Origin of the sequence: Rugamonas sp. (assembly GCF_025354735.1) — a bacterium.
Classification (GTDB): Bacteria; Pseudomonadota; Gammaproteobacteria; order Burkholderiales; family Burkholderiaceae_D; genus Rugamonas.
In genome coordinates this window covers 1-19,238 of the sequence record NZ_JANXMI010000005.1, presented here as the reverse complement: position 1 = coordinate 19,238, position 19,238 = coordinate 1, and the positions used below count along the sequence as shown (strand labels likewise).

General features: G+C 64.3%; 19 protein-coding genes. 2 read left to right on the top strand and 17 right to left on the bottom strand.

What is annotated here, in order from left to right:
- Positions 1 to 64: 64 nt before the first annotated feature.
- The 7 genes from Q0S71_RS00750 to Q0S71_RS00720 form a co-directional block, all read right to left on the bottom strand.
- Positions 65 to 448, bottom strand: a complete 384-nt coding sequence (locus Q0S71_RS00750) for an RNA-binding S4 domain-containing protein (RefSeq protein WP_295990113.1) — start codon at positions 446 to 448, stop codon at positions 65 to 67.
- Positions 445 to 1,608 carry a cardiolipin synthase ClsB gene (clsB, locus tag Q0S71_RS00745; RefSeq protein WP_295990112.1) on the bottom strand — a complete coding sequence of 388 codons (1,164 nt, stop codon included), beginning with the start codon at positions 1,606 to 1,608 and terminating at the stop codon, positions 445 to 447. Before clsB ends, Q0S71_RS00750 begins: the two co-directional genes overlap by 4 nt.
- Positions 1,609 to 1,616: 8 nt before the next feature.
- The gene (locus tag Q0S71_RS00740) at positions 1,617 to 2,435 is read right to left on the bottom strand and encodes an endonuclease/exonuclease/phosphatase family protein (RefSeq protein ID WP_295990111.1); all 819 of its coding nucleotides are present in this window, start codon (positions 2,433 to 2,435) and stop codon (positions 1,617 to 1,619) included.
- A gap of 218 nt (positions 2,436 to 2,653) precedes the next feature.
- The gene (gene nudB / locus Q0S71_RS00735; protein WP_295990110.1) at positions 2,654 to 3,103 is read right to left on the bottom strand and encodes a dihydroneopterin triphosphate diphosphatase; all 450 of its coding nucleotides are present in this window, start codon (positions 3,101 to 3,103) and stop codon (positions 2,654 to 2,656) included.
- A 141-nt stretch (positions 3,104 to 3,244) separates the two neighbouring features.
- Positions 3,245 to 5,044 (bottom strand): aspartate--tRNA ligase, encoded by a 1,800-nt coding sequence (gene aspS, locus Q0S71_RS00730; protein ID WP_295990117.1) that lies wholly within the window; start codon positions 5,042 to 5,044, stop codon positions 3,245 to 3,247.
- 151 nt (positions 5,045 to 5,195) lie between these two features.
- Positions 5,196 to 5,813 carry a DUF502 domain-containing protein gene (locus Q0S71_RS00725; RefSeq protein ID WP_295990109.1) on the bottom strand — a complete coding sequence of 206 codons (618 nt, stop codon included), beginning with the start codon at positions 5,811 to 5,813 and terminating at the stop codon, positions 5,196 to 5,198.
- Between the two features lie 77 nt (positions 5,814 to 5,890).
- Complete coding sequence (locus tag Q0S71_RS00720; RefSeq protein WP_295990108.1) at positions 5,891 to 6,199, bottom strand: FmdB family zinc ribbon protein; 309 nt, start codon at positions 6,197 to 6,199, stop codon at positions 5,891 to 5,893.
- A 133-nt stretch (positions 6,200 to 6,332) separates the two neighbouring features.
- Between Q0S71_RS00720 and Q0S71_RS00715 the strand changes: the two genes are divergently transcribed.
- Positions 6,333 to 6,749 carry a hypothetical protein gene (locus tag Q0S71_RS00715; RefSeq protein ID WP_295990107.1) on the top strand — a complete coding sequence of 139 codons (417 nt, stop codon included), beginning with the start codon at positions 6,333 to 6,335 and terminating at the stop codon, positions 6,747 to 6,749.
- Between the two features lie 27 nt (positions 6,750 to 6,776).
- On the opposite strand, the gene ubiB is transcribed toward Q0S71_RS00715, so the two are convergent.
- The 10 genes from ubiB to Q0S71_RS00665 form a co-directional block, all read right to left on the bottom strand.
- Positions 6,777 to 8,345, bottom strand: a complete 1,569-nt coding sequence (ubiB, locus tag Q0S71_RS00710; RefSeq protein ID WP_295990106.1) for a ubiquinone biosynthesis regulatory protein kinase UbiB — start codon at positions 8,343 to 8,345, stop codon at positions 6,777 to 6,779.
- Positions 8,342 to 9,004, bottom strand: coding sequence for an SCP2 sterol-binding domain-containing protein (locus tag Q0S71_RS00705; protein WP_295990105.1), 663 nt, complete (start codon positions 9,002 to 9,004; stop codon positions 8,342 to 8,344). The genes ubiB and Q0S71_RS00705 overlap by 4 nt, the downstream gene beginning before the upstream one ends.
- Positions 9,005 to 9,103: 99 nt before the next feature.
- Complete coding sequence (locus Q0S71_RS00700; protein ID WP_295990104.1) at positions 9,104 to 10,030, bottom strand: Tim44 domain-containing protein; 927 nt, start codon at positions 10,028 to 10,030, stop codon at positions 9,104 to 9,106.
- Between the two features lie 44 nt (positions 10,031 to 10,074).
- Positions 10,075 to 10,809 (bottom strand): bifunctional demethylmenaquinone methyltransferase/2-methoxy-6-polyprenyl-1,4-benzoquinol methylase UbiE, encoded by a 735-nt coding sequence (gene ubiE / locus Q0S71_RS00695; RefSeq protein ID WP_295990103.1) that lies wholly within the window; start codon positions 10,807 to 10,809, stop codon positions 10,075 to 10,077.
- A 97-nt stretch (positions 10,810 to 10,906) separates the two neighbouring features.
- Positions 10,907 to 11,308 carry a PIN domain-containing protein gene (locus tag Q0S71_RS00690; protein ID WP_295990116.1) on the bottom strand — a complete coding sequence of 134 codons (402 nt, stop codon included), beginning with the start codon at positions 11,306 to 11,308 and terminating at the stop codon, positions 10,907 to 10,909.
- A complete protein-coding gene (locus Q0S71_RS00685; protein WP_295990102.1) occupies positions 11,305 to 11,535 on the bottom strand; it encodes an AbrB/MazE/SpoVT family DNA-binding domain-containing protein in 231 nt (76 codons plus the stop codon). Before Q0S71_RS00685 ends, Q0S71_RS00690 begins: the two co-directional genes overlap by 4 nt.
- Positions 11,536 to 11,605: 70 nt before the next feature.
- Entirely contained in the window at positions 11,606 to 12,052 is a 447-nt protein-coding gene (locus Q0S71_RS00680) for a DUF971 domain-containing protein (RefSeq protein WP_295990101.1), read from the bottom strand.
- A 118-nt stretch (positions 12,053 to 12,170) separates the two neighbouring features.
- A complete protein-coding gene (locus Q0S71_RS00675; protein ID WP_295990115.1) occupies positions 12,171 to 12,605 on the bottom strand; it encodes an HIT family protein in 435 nt (144 codons plus the stop codon).
- A gap of 32 nt (positions 12,606 to 12,637) precedes the next feature.
- Positions 12,638 to 16,684, bottom strand: a complete 4,047-nt coding sequence (locus Q0S71_RS00670) for an FAD/FMN-binding oxidoreductase (RefSeq protein WP_295990100.1) — start codon at positions 16,682 to 16,684, stop codon at positions 12,638 to 12,640.
- Between the two features lie 223 nt (positions 16,685 to 16,907).
- Positions 16,908 to 17,399 carry a YqaA family protein gene (locus Q0S71_RS00665; RefSeq protein ID WP_295990099.1) on the bottom strand — a complete coding sequence of 164 codons (492 nt, stop codon included), beginning with the start codon at positions 17,397 to 17,399 and terminating at the stop codon, positions 16,908 to 16,910.
- Between the two features lie 214 nt (positions 17,400 to 17,613).
- Here Q0S71_RS00665 and ilvA point away from each other — a divergent pair, with 214 nt between their 5' ends.
- Positions 17,614 to 19,149 (top strand): threonine ammonia-lyase, biosynthetic, encoded by a 1,536-nt coding sequence (gene ilvA / locus Q0S71_RS00660; RefSeq protein ID WP_295990114.1) that lies wholly within the window; start codon positions 17,614 to 17,616, stop codon positions 19,147 to 19,149.
- The last annotated feature ends 89 nt before the right edge of the window (positions 19,150 to 19,238 follow it).

The window sequence follows — 19,238 nt, the reverse complement described above, 5'->3', positions numbered from 1 at the left end:
ATGCCCCTCTCGAAACCGTGGTCTGACCCCGTTTGAGTTGGCCGGCGATCAGCCGCGCAAACCGTCACCCCTCGCCGCGCACCTTGCTCAGCGCGCGCCGGTCTTGCCGGGTCGGGCGGCCCTTGTAGTCGGCGCCCGGTTCGCGGAACAGCTTGCGGTGCTCGCCGGCGGCCAGGCGGCGCGCGACGCTGGCGGCCGTTTCCTCGTACAGCTGGCGCGCGATGGGCGCGGCGGCGCGCACGTCGGACATGCCCAGCACGGCCACGTCCCACTGATCGGCGCCATTGTCGATGAACAGCTCGTCGCCGATGCGCAAGGTGCGCGCCGGCTTGACCTTGTCGCCGCCGACCTTGACCTTGCCGCTGTCGACGGCGTCCGTGGCCAGCGAACGGGTTTTAAAGAAGCGCGCGGCCCACAACCACTTATCGATCCTGATATTGTCGCTCAAGCGTATTTCCCCACAGAAAAAACGCGCATCAGCAGCTTGTAAAACACGAACGCCACTTCGTAACCGATGCGCCGGAACCGGCCGACATGCTCAAAGTCCTGCGGATGGACGACCACACCGTCGGCGACGGCCAGCTCGATCTGCTCGCGCAGGCTGTGGGCGAAGGCGGCGTCCTTGATGACGACGTTCGCCTCCTGGTTCAAAAACAGGCTCAGGCCGTCGACATTGCTGGAGCCGACCGTGGCCCAGTCGTCGTCGATGACGGCGACCTTGGCGTGCAGCTGCGTCTTGTGATATTCCACCACTTTGACGCCGGCCGCAAGCAGCTTCGGATAAAACGAGTGGGCCACGGCGTCCTGCAACCAGATTTCGCCGACGCCGATCAAGAGCACCACCTCGACGCCGCGCTCGGCCGCCCGCGCCAGCGCGTGGCGGAATTTGCGGCCCGGCGCGAAATAGGGATTGGCCAGCAGCACGCTCTTGCGCGCCTTGCCCAGCGCCTGCAGATAGGCGCGCTGGATGGCGACGCGGTTGCGCAGATTGTCGCGCACCACGAAGCCGGCCTGCACCGTGCTTTGGGCCGCGATCTTGTTCACCTTGCGCAGCTCGCGGTACAGGCGCACGCGCTTGAACAGGCCCATCTTGCCCAGCCGCGCCCACTGCGCCTGCGCCTCCTGCTCGATGGCCGCCACCAGCGGCCCGCGCACGGCGACGGCGAAGTCCCAGCGCGGCGCCGTCAGCGCGACGCTGTGGTCGTAGTCGCAGAACATGTCGTCGTTGATGTTGATGCCGCCGACGAAGGCGACCTGGCGGTCGACCACGCAAATCTTGCGGTGGGTGCGCGTGACGCCGCGCCGGAACCAGGGGTTGAAGACGCGGTGCTCGACCGTCGCCTCCAGCAGCTGCGCGTGCATGGCCTTGACGCGGGCGTTGCCGGTGCCGAACCAGTCGGTAATCATGCGCACCACGACGCCGCGCCGCGCCGCCGCCATCAACGCGTTCTGCACCCGCTGGCCGGTGTCGTCGCCGGCGAAGATATAGGTCTCGAAATAGATTTCGTACTGCGCCGCCTCGATGGCCTCTATCAGCGCCGGGAAATAGTCGGTGCCGGAGCGTAGCAGCGTGACTTCATTGTCGGCGAGGAAGGTGACTGGGCGCATGGCGCTTTCTAGAGCAGGGTCAGGGACGAGACGATGGGCGCGTGGTCGGACAATTTGGCCCACAGCGTGCCGTGCATCACCTCGGCGTGGTCGACCTGGAAACCGCGCACGTAGATGCGGTCGAGCCGGAAGAAAGGCAGCGCGGCCGGGAAGGTGCGGGCCGGCGTGGGCGCGCCCTTGCCCGGCGTGAGCGCGCGCACCAGTTCGTCGAAGGCGTTGCTGGAGCCGATCTGGTCGAACACCTCGACCACGCCGAGCGCGCGGCGCAGCTGGTCGCCGAGCGTGTTGCGCCAGTCGTTGAAGTCGCCGGCGATGATGACCGGCTCGTTGTTCGGCGCCGACGCCATCACGGCCTCGATCAGGGCCGTCGTCTGGCGCCCGCGCCCGCCGGCGAACAGGCCCAGGTGGACCACATAGCAGTGGACCTGGGCCTTGGGCGTGTCGAGCACGCAGTGCAGGATGCCGCGCTGTTCGTAGGCGTGGTCGGAGACGTCGTGGTTCTGCGTTTGCGCGATGGGGAAGGCGCTCAGGAGCGCGTTGCCGTGGTGGCCGTGGTCGTAGACCGCGTTCATGCCGTAGGCCGTGTGGGCGTGGCGCGATTCGCCGGCCAGGAACTCGTGCTGCGCCGCCTGCGGCCAGTGCTTGTGGCCGTGGTGCTCGGCGCCGTACTGGGCCGCGTTCAAGTCGTGCCGCCCCTGCACTTCCTGGAGGAAGACGACGTCGGCGTCGAACAGGCCGATGGCCTGCTTGAGCGCCAGCACGCGCGGCTCGCTGCGGATGGCGGAGACACCTTTATGGATGTTGTAAGTGGCGACGCGAATTTTCATGGGAACATTCTAACCCCATACGGCCGGCGGCCGTCACACGCCACCCGGGTCGGCCGGGACTTTTACGCGATCGGCCTGACGGTGCCGTCGCGATGCCCCATCAAAAGATGTTCGACGCCGCTATCTTCATGCCGTGCTTCCCAGCGCCGGCCCTGACCGCCACCGCTGAAAATATAGCCGCCGCGTTGTTGCCGGCGCCCGCTCGTGGCGGCGCAGCGTCAGCGCAAATGGCGGGGCAGCTGCAAGATCGCCTCCGCATTCGACGACGAGAAGCACAGATCGGCCGCGTCCAGATACGGCAGCCACTGGTAATTGAGGTGCTCGCGCGGGCTGAGGGTGACGGCGGTGTCGCGCGGCACCTGGACGCTGAAGACGTGCTCGGTGTTCTCCGTCACGCCGGGCGCGTAGCGGTGGCGCCAGACCGGATATATCGTGTAGACGTTGGCCAGCCGCCAGTCGCGCAGCGCGATGGCGGCGCCGTCGGCGACGATGCCGGTTTCCTCGAACAGCTCGCGCGCGGCGGTGACCGGCAGCGCTTCGTCCGGCGCGTCGAGCGAGCCGGTGACGGACTGCCAGTAGCCGGGCCGGTCGGCGCGTTCGATCAGCAAGACTTCCAGCGCGGCGGTGTGGATCACCACCAGCACAGACTCGGGGATTTTGTAGGCCATGCTCAAGGTTGAAGTTGGTTCAAGCGCAGTATACATTTATCGGCCGGCGCGCACGCCCGGCAAAGAAAAAGGCGCGGTCGCCCGCGCCTTTTCGGCATCACATAGTCACCGCGTGACGGTGTCGCCCATCACGCGCGGCGCTTAGCCGGCCACCTTGGGCTCGACGGCGCGCAGGCGGATGTGCAGCTCTTTCAACTGCTTCTCGTCCACTTCCGACGGCGCGTGGGTCAGCAGATCCTGGGCGCGCTGGGTTTTCGGGAAGGCGATCACGTCGCGGATCGAATCGGAACCGGTCATCATGGTGACGATGCGGTCCAGGCCGAAGGCCAGGCCACCGTGCGGCGGCGCGCCGTATTGCAGCGCGTCGAGCAGGAAGCCGAACTTCAGGCGCGCTTCGTCGGCGTCGATCTTCAGCGCGCGGAACACTTTCGACTGCACTTCCTCGCGGTGGATACGGATCGAACCGCCGCCCAGTTCCCAGCCGTTCAAGACCATGTCGTAGGCCTTGGCGATGCAGGCGCCGGGGTTCGTTTCCAGCATGTCTTCATGGCCGTCTTTCGGCGCCGTGAAGGGATGGTGGGTCGCGGTCCAGCGGTTGTTGTCTTCGTCGAATTCGAACATCGGGAAGTCGACCACCCACAACGGCTTCCAGACGTCGTCGAACAGGCCGGCCTTCTTGCCCAATTCGCTGTGGCCGATCTTCACGCGCAGCGCGCCGATGGCGTCGTTGACGACCTTGGCCTTGTCGGCGCCGAAGAAGATCAGGTCGCCGTCCTGGGCGCCGGTGCGGGTCAGAATTTCATTGAGCGCGGCGTCGTGCAGCGACTTGACGATAGGCGACTGCAGGCCTTCGCGGCCCTTGGACAGGTCGTTGACCTTGATGTAGGCCAGGCCCTTGGCGCCGTAGATGGCGACGAACTGGGTGTAGGCGTCGATCTCGGAACGCGGCATGGAGCCGCCCTGCGGCACGCGCAGGCCGACCACGCGGCCGCCTTCCATGTTGGCGGCGCCGGCGAAGATCTTGAACTCGACGTCCTTGAGCACGTCGGTCAGTTCGGTGAAGGCCAGCTTGACGCGCATGTCCGGCTTGTCCGAACCATAGCTGCCCATCGCTTCGGCGTAGTCCATGACCGGGAAGGGGTTGGGCAGTTCGATGGCCAGGGTGTTCTTGAAGACGATGCGTATCATTTCCTCGAACAGGTCGCGGATTTCCTGCTCGTTCAGGAACGACGTTTCGCAGTCGATCTGGGTGAATTCGGGCTGGCGGTCGGCGCGCAGGTCTTCGTCGCGGAAGCACTTGGTGATCTGGTAGTAGCGGTCGAAGTTGGCCACCATCAGCAGCTGCTTGAACAGCTGCGGCGACTGCGGCAGCGCGAAGAAGTGGCCGGCGTTGACGCGCGACGGCACCAGGTAGTCGCGCGCGCCTTCCGGGGTCGACTTGGTCAGCATCGGCGTTTCGATGTCGATGAAGCCCAGGTTGTCGAGGTATTTACGCACTTCCATCGTCACCTTGTAGCGCAGGCGCAGATTGTTTTGCATCTGCGGGCGGCGCAGGTCGAGCACGCGGTGGGTCAGACGGGTGGTTTCGGACAGGTTGTCGTCGTCCAATTGGAACGGCACGGCCACCGACGGGTTGAGCACTTCCAGCTGCGCGCACACCACTTCGATCTTGCCCGACTTGAGGTTGCTGTTGACGGTGCCGGACAGGCGGTCTTTGACGACGCCGGTCACGCGCAGGCAGAACTCGTTGCGCACGCCTTCGGCGGCCTTGAAGACTTCGGCCTGTTCCGGATTGCAGACGATCTGCACCAGGCCTTCGCGGTCGCGCAGGTCGATGAAGATGACGCCGCCGTGGTCGCGGCGACGGTGTACCCAGCCGCACAGGCTGACGGTTTGGCCAAGCAGCGCTTCATCGGTGAGGCCGCAGTAGTGAGTACGCATTGAGGACATGTTATTTCTCAGTTCAGGTGGGTTATTCAATGGCCGCCGGCCCCGTCTCCGCGGGGCCGCGCAACTTCATACTGTGTTGATACCGTTTATATCGTTTATATCGTTTATATCGTTTAAACTTTTCAGTGCGGTGATGCTTCGCTTACTTGTCGTTGGCGGCGACGTGCGGCACGTGTTCCGGCGCCACCACGCCCATCGAGACGATGTACTTGAGGGCGGCGTCGACGCTCATGTCGAGCTCGACCACGTCCTTGCGCGCCAGCATCAGGAAAAAGCCCGAGGTCGGATTCGGCGTCGTCGGCACGTAGACGCTGACATAGTCGCCGACCAGGTGGTTCTTGACGTCGCCGCCCGGCACGCCGGTCAAGAAGGCGATGGTCCACGAATTCTGGTGCGGATACGGGATCAGCACGGCCTTGCGGAAGGCGTTGCCGGACGACGAGAACAGCGTGTCCGACACTTGCTTGACGCTGCCGTACAGCGAGCTCACCACGGGAATCCGTTGCAGCAGCTTTTCCCACAGCTTGACGATGTAGTTGCCGACCAGGTTGTTGGTCAGCAGGCCGGTCACGAAGACGATGACGACGGTCAGCATCGTGCCCAGGCCGGGAATGTCGAAACCGATCAGCGTGTGCGGCTGCCAGCGCTCCGGCACGAACAGCAACGATTGATCCATGGTGCTGATGACCAGATTCAGTACCCAGGCGGTGATCGCCAGCGGCACCAAAATCAGCAATCCGGTAATGAAGTATTTGCGCATCAGGTTCTCAAAGGTGGTGATACGGTGGCGGCCGGCGCGTCGAGACCGGGCGGCGACGGCGCGCGCGCCCGGCCCGGTCAGTCCTTGCTCGGCGTGCTGGCGGGGCTGGCGGCCGGCGCGCTGGCCGGCGCGTCCGCTTTCGGCGCCTCGGCCTTGGCGGCGCCATCGGCCGGGCCGGTGGAGATGCCGGTCGCCGGCGGCGTGCCGCCACGGAAATCGGTGGCATACCAGCCGGTGCCCTTCAATTGGAAGCCGGCGGCGGTCAGTTGTTTCTTAAACGACGGCTTGCCGCAAGACAGGCAAACAGTCAGCTGCGGGTCGGAGATTTTTTGCAAAACATCCTTGGCAAAGCCACATTCCTCGCAACGGTAAGCGTAGATCGGCATCTATTACTCCGCAAAAATCATCAAAAACCCTGAATTATAAAGCTTTTTTACCGCCCGGCGCGGCTTTCCGGCGCCCGCCCCCCACGGGCCGCCGCAAAAGCGGCCGCCCGCGCGCCCATCGCGCCGATGCGCCATGGCAACGATTGAAAAAAACTATTCGCCAGCTTCCTCGCTGGCATGTTTTGATGCTTACCAACAACCGTCAGATTTCCCCATCCCTGTGATCGACGCCATCCACGCCGTCCCTGAACCGCGACGCACCGAGCGCCACCTCAGACACAGGATCATCATGCACAAGCAACTCATCAGCGGCCTCCTCATGGCCGCCGCATTAGCGCCCGCCGGCGCCGCTTCCCTGCCGGGCCAGCCGGCGCCGCAAGACCAGGTGCACCGCCGCACCATCATGCTGTGCATGTTGCTGGGCATAGGGCTGCGCGGCCTCAAGCGCCGCGCGTTGATGCCGAACGGGGAGCATCCCCGGTCCGCGCCGGCTCGCAGCACGACCACGACCAACACGGCTCAAACGACTAGAACGCGCCAAAACGGCTGAAACGGCCGCCAGCAAGGCGGCCGCCGCTCAAAAACCGTGGCGCCAGCGCGCGTACAGTTGCAGGCCCAGCATGCCGATCACGAAGGCGCCGGCGAAATACACGGCCAGGCTGATGAGCCGGTTGGTGCGGCGCTGCTCGACGATCAATTCGCGCAGCAGCTCGCCGTCGTTGGACGGCGCCTCGCCGCCCTGTAGCAGCGCGCGGTGCACCAGGCGCGGCAGTTGCGGGATGATGTGTCCGTAGCGCGGCGCCTCGGCCTTCAGCCGTTCCCACAAGCCCTTCCAGCCGACCTGCTCGGCCATCCATTTTTCCAGATAGGGCTTGGCGGTCTTCCACAGGTCGAGGTCGGGATCGAGCTGGCGGCCCAGGCCTTCGATATTGAGCAGCGTCTTCTGCAGCAGCACCAGCTGCGGCTGCACTTCGACGTTGAAGCGGCGCGAGGTCTGGAACAGGCGCAGCAGGATCTGGCCGAAGGAGATGTCCTTCAGCGGACGGTCGAAGATCGGTTCGCAGCAGGCGCGCACGGCCGATTCGAGCTCGTCGACGCGGGTCTCCTTCGGCGCCCAGCCCGATTCGATGTGGGCCTCGGCCACGCGCTTGTAGTCGCGCCGGAAGAAGGCGAGGAAATTCTGCGACAGATAATCCTTGTCGAAGTCGTTGAGGGTGCCGACGATGCCGAAGTCGAGCGCGATATAGCGGCCGAAGGTGGCCGGGTCGATCGAGACCAGGATATTGCCCGGATGCATATCAGCGTGGAAGAAGCCGTCGCGGAACACTTGTGTGAAGAAGATTTCGACGCCGTCGCTGGAGAGCTTTTTCAGGTCGACGCCGGCCGCCTCCAGGCGGTCGATCTGCGACACCGGTATGCCGTGCATGCGTTCCATGACGATCACGCTGCTGGAGCAGTAATCCCAGTACATTTCCGGCACCATCAGCAAGTTCGAGTCGGCGAAATTGCGCCGCAGCTGGCTGGCGTTGGCGGCCTCGCGCATCAGGTCGAGCTCGTCGTGCAGGTATTTGTCGAACTCGCCGACCACCTCTTTCGGCTTGAGGCGCTTGCTGTCGGCCCAGATCCGACCTATCCACCCGGCGGCGATGTGCATCAGCGCCACGTCCTCGTCGATGGACTTCTTCATGCCCGGACGCAGCACCTTGACCGCCACCTGCTTGCCGTCCTTAAGCGTGGCGAAGTGCACCTGCGCGATCGAGGCCGACGCCACCGGCGTGCGCTCGAACGTGGCGAACAGCTGATCCGGGTGGGCGTGCAGCGAGCGCTGGATTTGCGCGATGGCGAGGTCGGAATCGAACGGCGGCACCCGGTCTTGCAGGCGCGCCAGTTCATCGACCAGGTCGGCCGGGATCAGGTCGCGCCGGGTCGACAGCACCTGGCCGAACTTGACGAAGATGGGCCCCAGTTCTTCCAGCGCCATGCGCAAGCGCACGCCGCGCGGGGCGCTGATGTCGCGCCAGAAGATGAGGGTGTCAATCAGCTTGGCGGTGCGCGGCACCTTGAGGCCGGCGATGGCGATTTCGTCGAGGCCGTACTTGGTTGCCACCCGCAGGATTTTCAGCAGGCGCAGGAATTTCAAGATCATTGTGGGTCCAAAGTGGGTGGCGCGGCGGCGGCCCGGGCCGCCAGTTTCTGTTCCAGCTTCGCGATGCGCTTGGCGGCGCGCTCGACGTCGTCGCGCAGGCGGTTGACGTCGGCCGACCAGGCGTCGACGGCGGCCGGGCGCAGCAGCACCGCTTGTTCGTCGGCCAGGTATTCGGCGACGTTTTCGGCCAGCTTGCGCTGCCCGGTCTTGGCGGCGGCGAACGCGGAGCGGGCGCCGGCCACCAGGCGCACGGCGGCGATGGGGCCGACGATTTTTTCCAGGTCGGCTTCGGCCTCCCAGCGCAGCGACTTGCTCAGCCCGGAAATGGTGTTGGCGAATTCGGCGTCGCCGTCGATCTTGACGTAGGAAAAAGCGCGTTCGCTGTTTTGTGCGATCAGCGGCAGGTCGGACAGTTTGACATGGATGGTGACGGCGGCCTCGGCCTCGGCCGGCGCGGTCGCCGCGACAACCGCGACCATGCCGTCGGCCGTCACCCGCAACCGCAGCACGACGGCGCCGGCATCGATACAGGCCAGCTTGCCGGCGTGCGGCGCCAGCGCCTGGCGCGCCCACGGCTCCTGGGCCAGCACATGGTTGATGGCGGCGGCCACGGGCGTGAGCAGGGCGGCGGCGGCGGAAAGGGAATTCGGTGGAGTCATTCGATAGCCACTCAAAAAAACAGACCGCCCCACGGAGGCGGTCTTGATCTTACCGGTGAGCCGCCATGGAGGCCGGCGGCACGACAGGCATTATAAGCGTCAGGCCAGCTGCTGGATGCCGGCCAGCATCCAGCCGGTCGCGCCCGACGTCGGCTTGGACAGATTCCACACTTCCTGGAACGGCAGCGCCGGCGCGGCGGGCGCGTCCTTGATGAGGGCGTTGAAGCGGACGCTGGCCAGGTAGTCGGTGGCCGTCGTTTCGATGCCGAGCAACTCGGCGTCGAGGCTGACGACGTCGGTGAAATCGGCTTGCGCGCCGCGCTCCTGCATCTGCAACTTCAGCTCGGCGTACACTTCCGGCGTCGTGAATTCGTGCAGGTCGGCGGCGTCGCCCTTGTCCCACGCCGCTTGCAGGCGGATGAAATTGGCCTTGGCGTGGCGCAGGAAGAAGGCGGCGTCGAAATCGGCCGGCACGCCCCACGGCGTGTGTGGCAGGGCTGCGGCCGGCGCGGCGTACGATGGCGCCGGGTTGAGCGACACCGGCTCGGAAGCGCGCACGTTCGGCATCGGGATCACGTTCAGCTGCGCGTTGCCGCTGAACGGCGCCGCCACCGGCCGCATCGGCACGTTGCGGCTGCCGTTGCCGCGCAACAGGCGCAGCACGAAGCCGACGACCAGCACCAGCAGAATGATCATCAGCAGGGAACCGAACATGCCGCCGATGCCCATGTGCGACATCAGCGCGCCCAGGCCGAGGCCGACCAGGGCGCCGCCGATGATGCCGCGCCACGGACTGGGCGGACGCGGCGCCGCCATGCCCGGCGCCATGCCGGGTGCGGGCGACGGCGCCGGTGTCGCGGCGGGGGAAGGACGCGGCGCCGCCGGCGCGGGCGCCATGCGGCTGACGCTGCCGGACTGGCGGCCGAAGGAACGGCCGCCGCCCATCGGCCGCGCGACCGCGTCCGCCAGCATCGAGAAGGCGGAAACGGTCAGCAAGGCGCCGACGAGGAGATTCTTGAATTTCATGATGTTTCCGGTTGTGGAATCGGGCCGATTCATCCGACGATGAATTACAGCTTGATCCCGGTATGCAAAGCGGCCACGCCCGCCGTCAGGTTGTAATACTGGACCCGTTCCAGGCCCGCCTGTTCCATCATGGTTTTCAGCGTTTCCTGGTCCGGGTGCATGCGGATCGATTCGGCCAGATAGCGGTAGCTGTCGGCGTCGCCGGCGATCTTCTGGCCCATCCACGGCAGTATCTTGAAGGAATACAGGTCGTAGGGCTTTTGCAGCGGCGCCGCCACTTTCGAAAATTCCAGCACCAGCAGCTTGCCGCCCGGTTTCAGCACGCGGCGCATTTCCGCCAGCGCCTGGTCCTTGTGCGTCATGTTGCGCAGGCCGAAGGCGACGCTGACGCGGTCGAAATAATTATCCGGGAAGGGCAGCTTTTCCGCATCGCACAACAAGGTGGGGGTCAGCAGGCCGCGATTCAAGAGGCGGTCGCGGCCGACGCGCAGCATCGACTCGTTGATGTCGGTCAGCCAGACCTCGCCCGAGGGGCCGGCCTGTTTGGCGAAGACCTTGGCCAGGTCGCCCGTGCCGCCGGCGATGTCGAGGCATTTGAAACCGGGACGCACGCCCGCGTTGGCGATGGTGAACATCTTCCACAGGCGGTGCAGGCCGCCGGACATGACATCGTTCATCACATCGTACTTGGCCGCGACGGAATGGAAAACCTTGGCGACTTCTTTCACTTTGTCGTCTTCAGCGACGGTTTTATAGCCGAAATGCGTGGTATTGGTCATGGTGGTCAGCCTGTTGAATTTGCCTGCATTATACAAGCGGAAGCGCGCTTATCCGCCGCCACGCGATAGCCGATGAAAAATGCTGCGCGCCCGGGCATCAGGCCTTCAGCAAAATGCAGCCGGGAAGCTTGCTGGCGCGGATATCGAAGGTGGCCATGGCATCACACCCCAAGGCCTTGCCTCTGGCCAGAATGAGGCAATTGGCAAAATTGACTGACTTATTTTTCCATAACAACAACGCCTCATTGAGCACGAGCGGCTGTTCAACAGCAAAATCACGCATCGCAAGCAAACTGGTAAACATGTCCGCAATATCTGGCTTGCCAACTTTGTAAGCGCTGCGCAGCACCCACTCCGATTCCATCATCACCAGCAGCGTTACCAGCGCCGGTTGAAACGGCGCCGCATGATCCTCAATGCATCGTCGGGCCAATTCATACTGCGTCGCATCGTCCCGAACCAGATAGCGGATCAAGACATTGGTATCGACGGAAATCATTCCCAAGGAGACATCTGTTCGATGGAAACCGGGGCTCGGCCTTCCTGATAAAAAATGCCGGCAAGCTCACGTATGCTGCGATTCCTCGCGTGCACAATGACCCTGCCGTTCGAGAGCAATACAAACCTGAGCTGATCGCCAGGCATCACATGCAGTGCCTCAAGAATTTCTTTGGGCACGGGCACCTCGCCTTTTGCGTCGGCAATTACATCGATTAAATTGTTCATCGCAGCCTCCATTTGCTCTCAGCATAGTCAAGGCCGGAGTAATGGCAAGCCGCGCGGCGCCGGAGCTTGATTAGTGATGGTGGCCGCAACCGGGGCCGTGGACGTGGGCGGCCGGCGCGAATTGCTGCTTGGCGCCGGCGTCGCGGCCGGTGTCGCCCTCGAAGCCGGCCGCGTGCAGGCTGTCGAGATAGTCTTGCCACAGTTTCGTCTGTTCGGCGCCCAGTTTGTACAGATAGTCCCAGGTGTACAGGCCGGTGTTGTGGCCGTCCGTGAAGGTCGGCTGCACGGCGTAGTTGCCGACCGGGTCCAGCGCCGCGATGCCGACGTCGCGCTTGCCGACCTGTAGCACTTCCTGCCCCTGGCCGTGGCCGCGCACCTCGGCCGACGGCGAATACACGCGCAGCAGCTCGAAGGATATCGTGAACGACGCGCCGTCGTCGAAGCTGATGTCGAGCACGCGCGATTTGTTGTGGACCGTCAGATTGGTCGGCTGCGGGTTGCGGGTGGATGCACTCATTTTATGGTCTTCGATGTCGTTTGCCAGCGCGTAGTTTACTCCCGCGCGGCGATGCGCGCAGGCAGGGCCGGATTTTTTGGCGGCGCCGGCCCGATTCCAGGCGGCGCCGGCCCCCATCTCAGGCGCCGCCCAGGCGCCGCACGATGGCCGCGTGCAGCTGCGGCAGCAAGGCGCGGCGCGCGGCCAGCACCTCCGGCGCGGCGGCGCGCTGCGCGACGGCCCACGTCGGATTCGGAAAATGCGCATCGTCCAGATAGCGCGGTATCACATGCCAGTGCACGTGCGGCGTCATGTTGCCGAAGCTGGCCAGGTTGACCTTTTCCGGCCGCATCACCTCGCGCTGCGCCAGTTCGACTTGCCACACCGCGTCCATCACGCGGGCCCGGTCGGCCGGCGGCAGATCCGTCATCTCCTTCACGTGGCCGTTCCAGACCACGCGGCAGAAACCGGGATATTCCAGTTCGTCGACGGCGACCACGGACAGTCCGGCGTCGCGCCAGATCGGCGCGCGGTGGGAGCCGCCGGCGGCTGCGTCATCGAAGCCGGCCGGCAGTGTGCACAGCAGTTCACATAGGCTGCAGCCCGTCACACCAGCACCCGTTCGATGCCGCCGTCGTTGGCGCGCTTGACGTAATCGGGCATCCAGTTCTCGCCCAGCAGATGGCGCGCCAGTTCGACCACGATGTAATCGGCGGTGGTTCCCGAATCGTCGTTGTAGCGCGACAGCCCTTGCAGGCACGATGGGCAGCTCGTCAGGATCTTGACGTCGCCCGCGAAGCCGTCGGTGCGCAGCTTGTCGGCGCCCTTGACCATCTCCTCCTCCTTGCGGAAGCGGACCTGGGTCGAGATATCGGGGCGGGCCACGGCCAGCGTGCCGGACTCGCCGCAACAGCGGTCGTTCTTCTCGATCTTCACATGGTCGACGGTGCTGATCAAGGCGTTGATGGTCTTGCTTGACTCCTGCAATTTCATCGGATTGTGGCAAGGCTCGTGATACATATAGCGGGTGCCGTTGACGCCTTCGAGCTTGACGTTTTTCTCCAGCAGATATTCGTGGATGTCCATGATGCGGCAGCCGGGGAAGATCTTCTCGAACTGGTAGGTCGCCAGCTGGTCGTAGCAGGTCCCGCACGACACCAGCACCGTCTTGATGTCCAGATAATTGAGCGTGTTGGCCATGCGATGGAACAGCACGCGGTTATCAGTCATCATCTTCTCGGCTTTATCGAATTCGCCGGCGCCGCGCTGCGGATAGCCGCAGCACAGATAACCGGGCGGCAGCACCGTCTGCACGCCGACCTCCCACAACATCGCCTGCGTCGCCAGCCCGACCTGCGAGAACAGCCGCTCCGAGCCGCAGCCGGGGAAGTAAAACACCGCCTCCGTGTCGGCCGTCGTCTTCTTCGGATCGCGGATGATGGGGATGACTTTATCGTCCTCGATATCGAGCAGCGCGCGCGCCGATTTCTTCGGCAGGTTGCCCGGCATTTTCTTGTTGATGAAGTGGATCACCTGCTCGCGCACGGGCGGCTTGCCGGTACTGGGCGGCGGCGCCTTGGTCTGCTTCCTGGCGAATTTTTTCAACAGGTCGTGGCCGACGCGCTGCGCCTTGTAACCCCAGCCTATCATCACTTCGCGCGTGGCGTTGATGGTGGCCGGATCGGTCGCGTTCAGGAAGAACATCGACGCCGCCTTGCCCGGATTGAAGCTGCGCTTGTCCATCTTGCGCAGCAGGTTACGCATATTCATCGACACGTCGCCGAAGTCGATGTTGACCGGGCATGGCGTGACGCATTTGTGGCACACGGTGCAGTGGTCGGCCACGTCCTCGAATTCTTCCCAGTGCTTGATCGAGATGCCGCGCCGCGTCTGTTCCTCGTACAGGAAGGCCTCGATCAGCGACGACGTCGCGAGGATTTTATCGCGCGGCGAATACAGCAGATTCGCGCGCGGCACGTGGGTGGCGCACACCGGCTTGCATTTACCGCAGCGCAGGCAATCCTTGACGCTGTTGGCGATGGCGCCGATATCGCTCTGCTGCATAATCAGCGATTCGTGGCCCATCAGGCCGAACGACGGCGTGTAGGCGTTGCGCAGGTCGGCCGCCATGCCGGGCAGGTTGAGCAGCTTGCCGCGGTTGAAGCGCCCTTCCGGATCGATGCGCAGTTTGTAGTCGCGGAACTCGGAGATTTCTTCCTCGGTCAAAAATTCCAGCTTGGTGATGCCGATGCCATGCTCGCCCGAGATCACGCCATTGAGGGAACGCGCCAGCTTCATGATGCGGGCGACGGCCTGGTGGGCGTCTTGCAGCATCTCGTAGTGGTCGGAGTTGACGGGCAAATTGGTGTGGACGTTGCCGTCGCCGGCGTGCATGTGCAGCGCGACGAAGACGCGCCCGCGCAGGATGCGCTGATGGATGGCGCCCGCCTCGTCGAGGATCAACTTGAACGCGGCGCCGTTGAAAATCTGGCGCAGCTGGGCGCGGATTTCCTGCTTCCACGTGACGCGCACGGTGCGGTCCTGCACCACGTCGAACAGCGTCGCCTCGGGCTGCGTTTTCAGGCGCTCGTCGAACACCGGCAGCAGGCGCTCCAGTCCCAGTATGACCAACTGCTGTTTCACGTCGGCCAGCGGTTTATCGAGTTCGGCCAGCAGGAAGGTCCAGCGCGCGTGCACCTGTTCCAGCAAAGCCCCGGCCTGTTGCGCGCGGTCGCCCAGCATTTCCGCATCGCCGACGCGGTCGTCGGAGACGTCGTCGCTTTTCCCGACCGGCAGATTGCCGGCGCCGATGAAGGCTTGCAGCGCCTCCGTCAATTGCAGCTTGTTCTTGATCGACAGCTCGATGTTGATGCGCTCGATGCCGTCGGTGTACTCGCCCATGCGGTTGAGCGGGATGACCACGTCCTCGTTGATCTTGAAGGCGTTGGTGTGCTTGGCGATGGCGGCCGTGCGGGCGCGGTCTAGCCAGAATTTTTTGCGCGCTTCCGCGCTGACGGCGACGAAGCCTTCGCCGACGCGCGTGTTCGCGATGCGCACCACTTCCGAGGCCGCGATGGCGACGGCGTTTTCATCGTCGCCGACGATGTCGCCGAACAGCGCCATCTTCGGCAGCACGCCGCGTTTCGATTTGGTGGCGTAACCGACGGCGCGCAGATAGCGCTCGTCGAGGTGCTCCAGACCGGCCAGTCGTATGGTGCTGAATTGTTCGCCGCGCGCCGGCAGGCCGTCCAGGTAATCCTTGATCTCGACGATAGACGGAATCGCGTCGCGCGCCTGGCCGAAGAATTCCAGGCACACGGTGCGCGCGTGCTTGGGCATCTTGTGCAGTATCCAGCGGCCCGACGTAATCAAACCGTCGCAGCCCTCTTTCTGGATGCCCGGCAGGCCCGATAAAAACTTGTCGGTGACGTCCTTGCCCAGGCCCTCCTTGCGGAACTTGCGGCCCTCGATCACCAGCGTTTCGGTCTTGAACGGCGCGCCCTTCGCTTCGCCGCGCGCGTTCGGATGGGTCCATTCGAGCTTGAATTTGGCCACCGGCGCGTCGTGGATCTTCGACAGATTGTGGTCGAGGCGCGTCACGTCGAGCCAGTCGCCGTTCGGGTCGACCATGCGCCACGAGGCCAGGTTGTCGAGCGCCGTGCCCCACAACACGGCCTTCTTGCCGCCCGCGTTCATGGCGATGTTGCCGCCTATGCAGGAGGCGTGCGCCGACGTCGGGTCGACCCCGAACACGAAGCCGGCCTTCTCGGCCGCTTCCGACACCTTGTTGGTGATGACGCCGGCGCCGGAATAAATCGTCGCGTATTCGCGGTCGAGGCCCGGCAGCACCGTCATTTCGACCGGACCGAGGTCGATCAGTTTTTCCGTGTTGATGACGGCCGACATGGGCGTGAGCGGAATGGCGCCACCGGTGTAGCCGGTGCCGCCGCCGCGCGGGATGATGGTCAGTCCCAGTTCGATGCAGCCTTTCACCAGGCCGGCCATTTCATCTTCCGTGTCGGGCGTGAGCACCACGAAGGGGTATTCGACGCGCCAGTCGGTGGCGTCGGTGACGTGCGACACGCGCGTCATGCCGTCGAAGCGGACGTTGTGCTTTTCCGTGTAGCGGCCGAGGATTTTGGTGGTGCGCTTGCGCAAGTCCCAGGTCTGGCGGAACTCCTCGCCGAAGTCGGCCACGGCCTTGCTGGCCGCCTTCAGCAGCTGTTCGACGTTGGCGCTGCGCTGCGCCGAGGCCTGCGCCGAATCAGGCGCATCGGCCGAATCGGCCGCGCCGTCGCCGACGGCGTCGACCGACAGACGGCGCTTGTCCACTTCGGCCAGGCGGTGGTGCAGCGCGTCGATCAGTTCCTGGCGCCGCTTCGGGTTGTCCAGCATGTCGTCTTGCAGATAGGGATTGCGCCGCACCGCCCAGATATCGCCCAGCACCTCGTACAGCATGCGGGCCGAGCGGCCGGTCTGGCGCGCGCCGCGCAGCGCGTCGAGCAAACGCCAGGAGTCTTCGCCCAACAGACGGATCACGATCTCGCGGTCGGAGAACGAGGTGTAGTTGTAGGGGATTTCGCGCAGCCGGGTAGGCGCGGGACCATGGGGCGTTTCCGACAGCAATGCTTGGATTTGTGCAGGGGCATTCATTGTGAATTTGACTTGTAGACTGAACCCGGGAGGACCATTCTAGCGTATTGCGCTCCGCCACGCTGGAACAGCCTTGCAGAAGCGAAGGGCTATGTTACCAGCCATTTTCCAAATTTAATTTCGCATCAACGGGCATTGCCGGCAAATTAATGCCAAAACATTGAATTAAACTCACTATCACAGCGACGAATGCAAATTTTACAGAATGACAAAGCGTGCCGGATCAGGCCAGCATCTGCCCCAACTTGTGCCAGAAGCCGTCCGGCACGTGCAACAGCAGCGCCGTCATGGCGATGTAGCGCAGCAATTTGCCGGCCGCCATATAGGCCACGCTGGGCCAGAACGGCAGCTTGAGCCAGCCGCCCAGGGTGCACAGCGGGTCGCCGATGCCGGGCAGCCAGGCCAGCAACATGGTCTTGGCGCCGTGGCGCGCCAGCCAGCGAAACCAGACGCTGTCGCGCTCCCGGGCGAAGGCTTGCTTGGCGCGGTAGCCCATCCAGTAATCGACGACGCCGCCCAGGGTGTTGCCCAGCGTCGCCACCAGAATCACGGCCCAGTAGATCGAGGGATTGGCCTTGATGACGGCGAACACGGCCGGCTCCGAGCCCAGCGGCAACAGCGTGGCGGAGGTGAAGCTGATGAGGAAAACCGAGGTCAATCCCACTTCCGGTGCGGCGATCAGGTGCAGCAGCCAAACTATTGCGGATTCGATCATCGGATACTTTAAAGAGAAACAAGGGCGTCCATTATAATAAAACGCACACCACACGAACATTCGTCTGGCGGCGCGCCCACCGGCGCGCCGCCGCCGCCCTGCCTCACCCGGTCACCAGCCGCTTGGAAGCATAGGTTTTCGCATCGCCAGTACCAGAGCCGCCCTTGTGTCCGCACACCGCGCGTCTGGCCCGGAATCACCTTGTTTGCAGACTATGACTATCGACTACCTGAAGAAAATCCTGACCGCGCGCGTCTACGACGTCGCCAATGAAACCCCGCTGGAGCTGGCGCCGACGCTGTCGCAGCGCTTCGAGAACCGCATTTATTTCAAGCGCGAAGACATGCAGAGCGTGTTCAGCTTCAAGGTCCGCGGCGCCTACAACAAGATGGCGCACCTGAGCGAGGCGCAGTTGAAGCGCGGCGTCATCTGCGCCTCGGCCGGCAACCACGCGCAGGGCGTGGCGCTGTCGGCGGCCAAGTTGGGCTGCCGCGCCCTGGTGGTGATGCCGACCACCACGCCGCCGGTAAAAATCGACGCCGTCAAGGCGCGCGGCGGCGCCAACGTTGAAATCGTGCTGCACGGCGACTCGTACACCGACGCCTACAACCACGCGCTGACGCTGGAAAAAGAACAGAAGCTGACCTTCGTCCACCCCTTCGACGATCCCGACGTGATCGCCGGCCAGGGCACCATCGGCATGGAAATCCTGCGCCAGCATTCCGGGCCCATCCACGCGATTTTCGTCGCCATCGGCGGCGGCGGCCTCATTTCCGGCGTGGCCGCGTATGTGAAACAGATCCGGCCCGACATCAAGATCATCGGCGTGCAGACGCTCGATTCGGACGCCATGGCGCGCAGCCTGAAGGCCGGCGAACGGGTCACGCTGCCGGACGTCGGCCTGTTCTCGGACGGCACGGCGGTGCGCCTGGTGGGACAGGAAACGTTCCGGCTGGCGCAGCAATATGTGGACGACATCATCATCGTCGACACCGACGCCATCTGCGCCGCCATCAAGGACGTGTTCACCGACACGCGCAGCATCCTGGAGCCGGCCGGCGCGCTGGCCGTGGCCGGCGCCAAGGCCTACGTCGAGCGCGCGGCGCTGAGCAAGTTCCCGATCAAGAACGAGACGCTCATCACCATCGCCTGCGGCGCCAACATGAATTTCGACCGGCTGCGCTTCGTGGCCGAGCGCGCGGAGCTGGGCGAATCGCGCGAGGCCGTGTTCGCGGTGACGATGCCGGAACAGCGCGGCAGCTTCAAGCGTTTCTGCGCGCTGATCGGGCCGCGCAATGTGACGGAGTTCAATTACCGCATCAGCGGCCAGGACAATGCCCACGTGTTCGTCGGCGTGCAGATCGCCGACCGCGGCGAGTCGGGCACGCTGGCGCGCCGCTTCGAGGAGCACCAGTTCAAGACGCTGGACCTGACGCACGATGAACTGGCCAAGGCCCACATCCGGCATCTGGTGGGCGGCAAGAGCGCGCTGGCCAAGGATGAGCTGCTGTACCGCTTCGAGTTTCCCGAACGGCCGGGCGCGCTGATGCGCTTCCTCGACAGCATGGCGCCGAACTGGAATATCTCGCTGTGCCACTACCGCAGTCAGGGCGGCGATGTGGGGCGCATCCTGATCGGGCTGCAAGTGCCGACGGAGGAGATGGGCGCCTTCGGCCGCTTCCTGACCACGCTAGGCTATCGCTACTGGGACGAGAGCGCCAATCCGGTGTACAAGCTGTTTTTGGGGTAGGGGTTCGGGCCGCGAACTAAACCGGGTGCCGCCGCAAACCGGGGTCAGACCACAGTTTCGAGAGATTCATTCGAAACTGTGGTCTGACC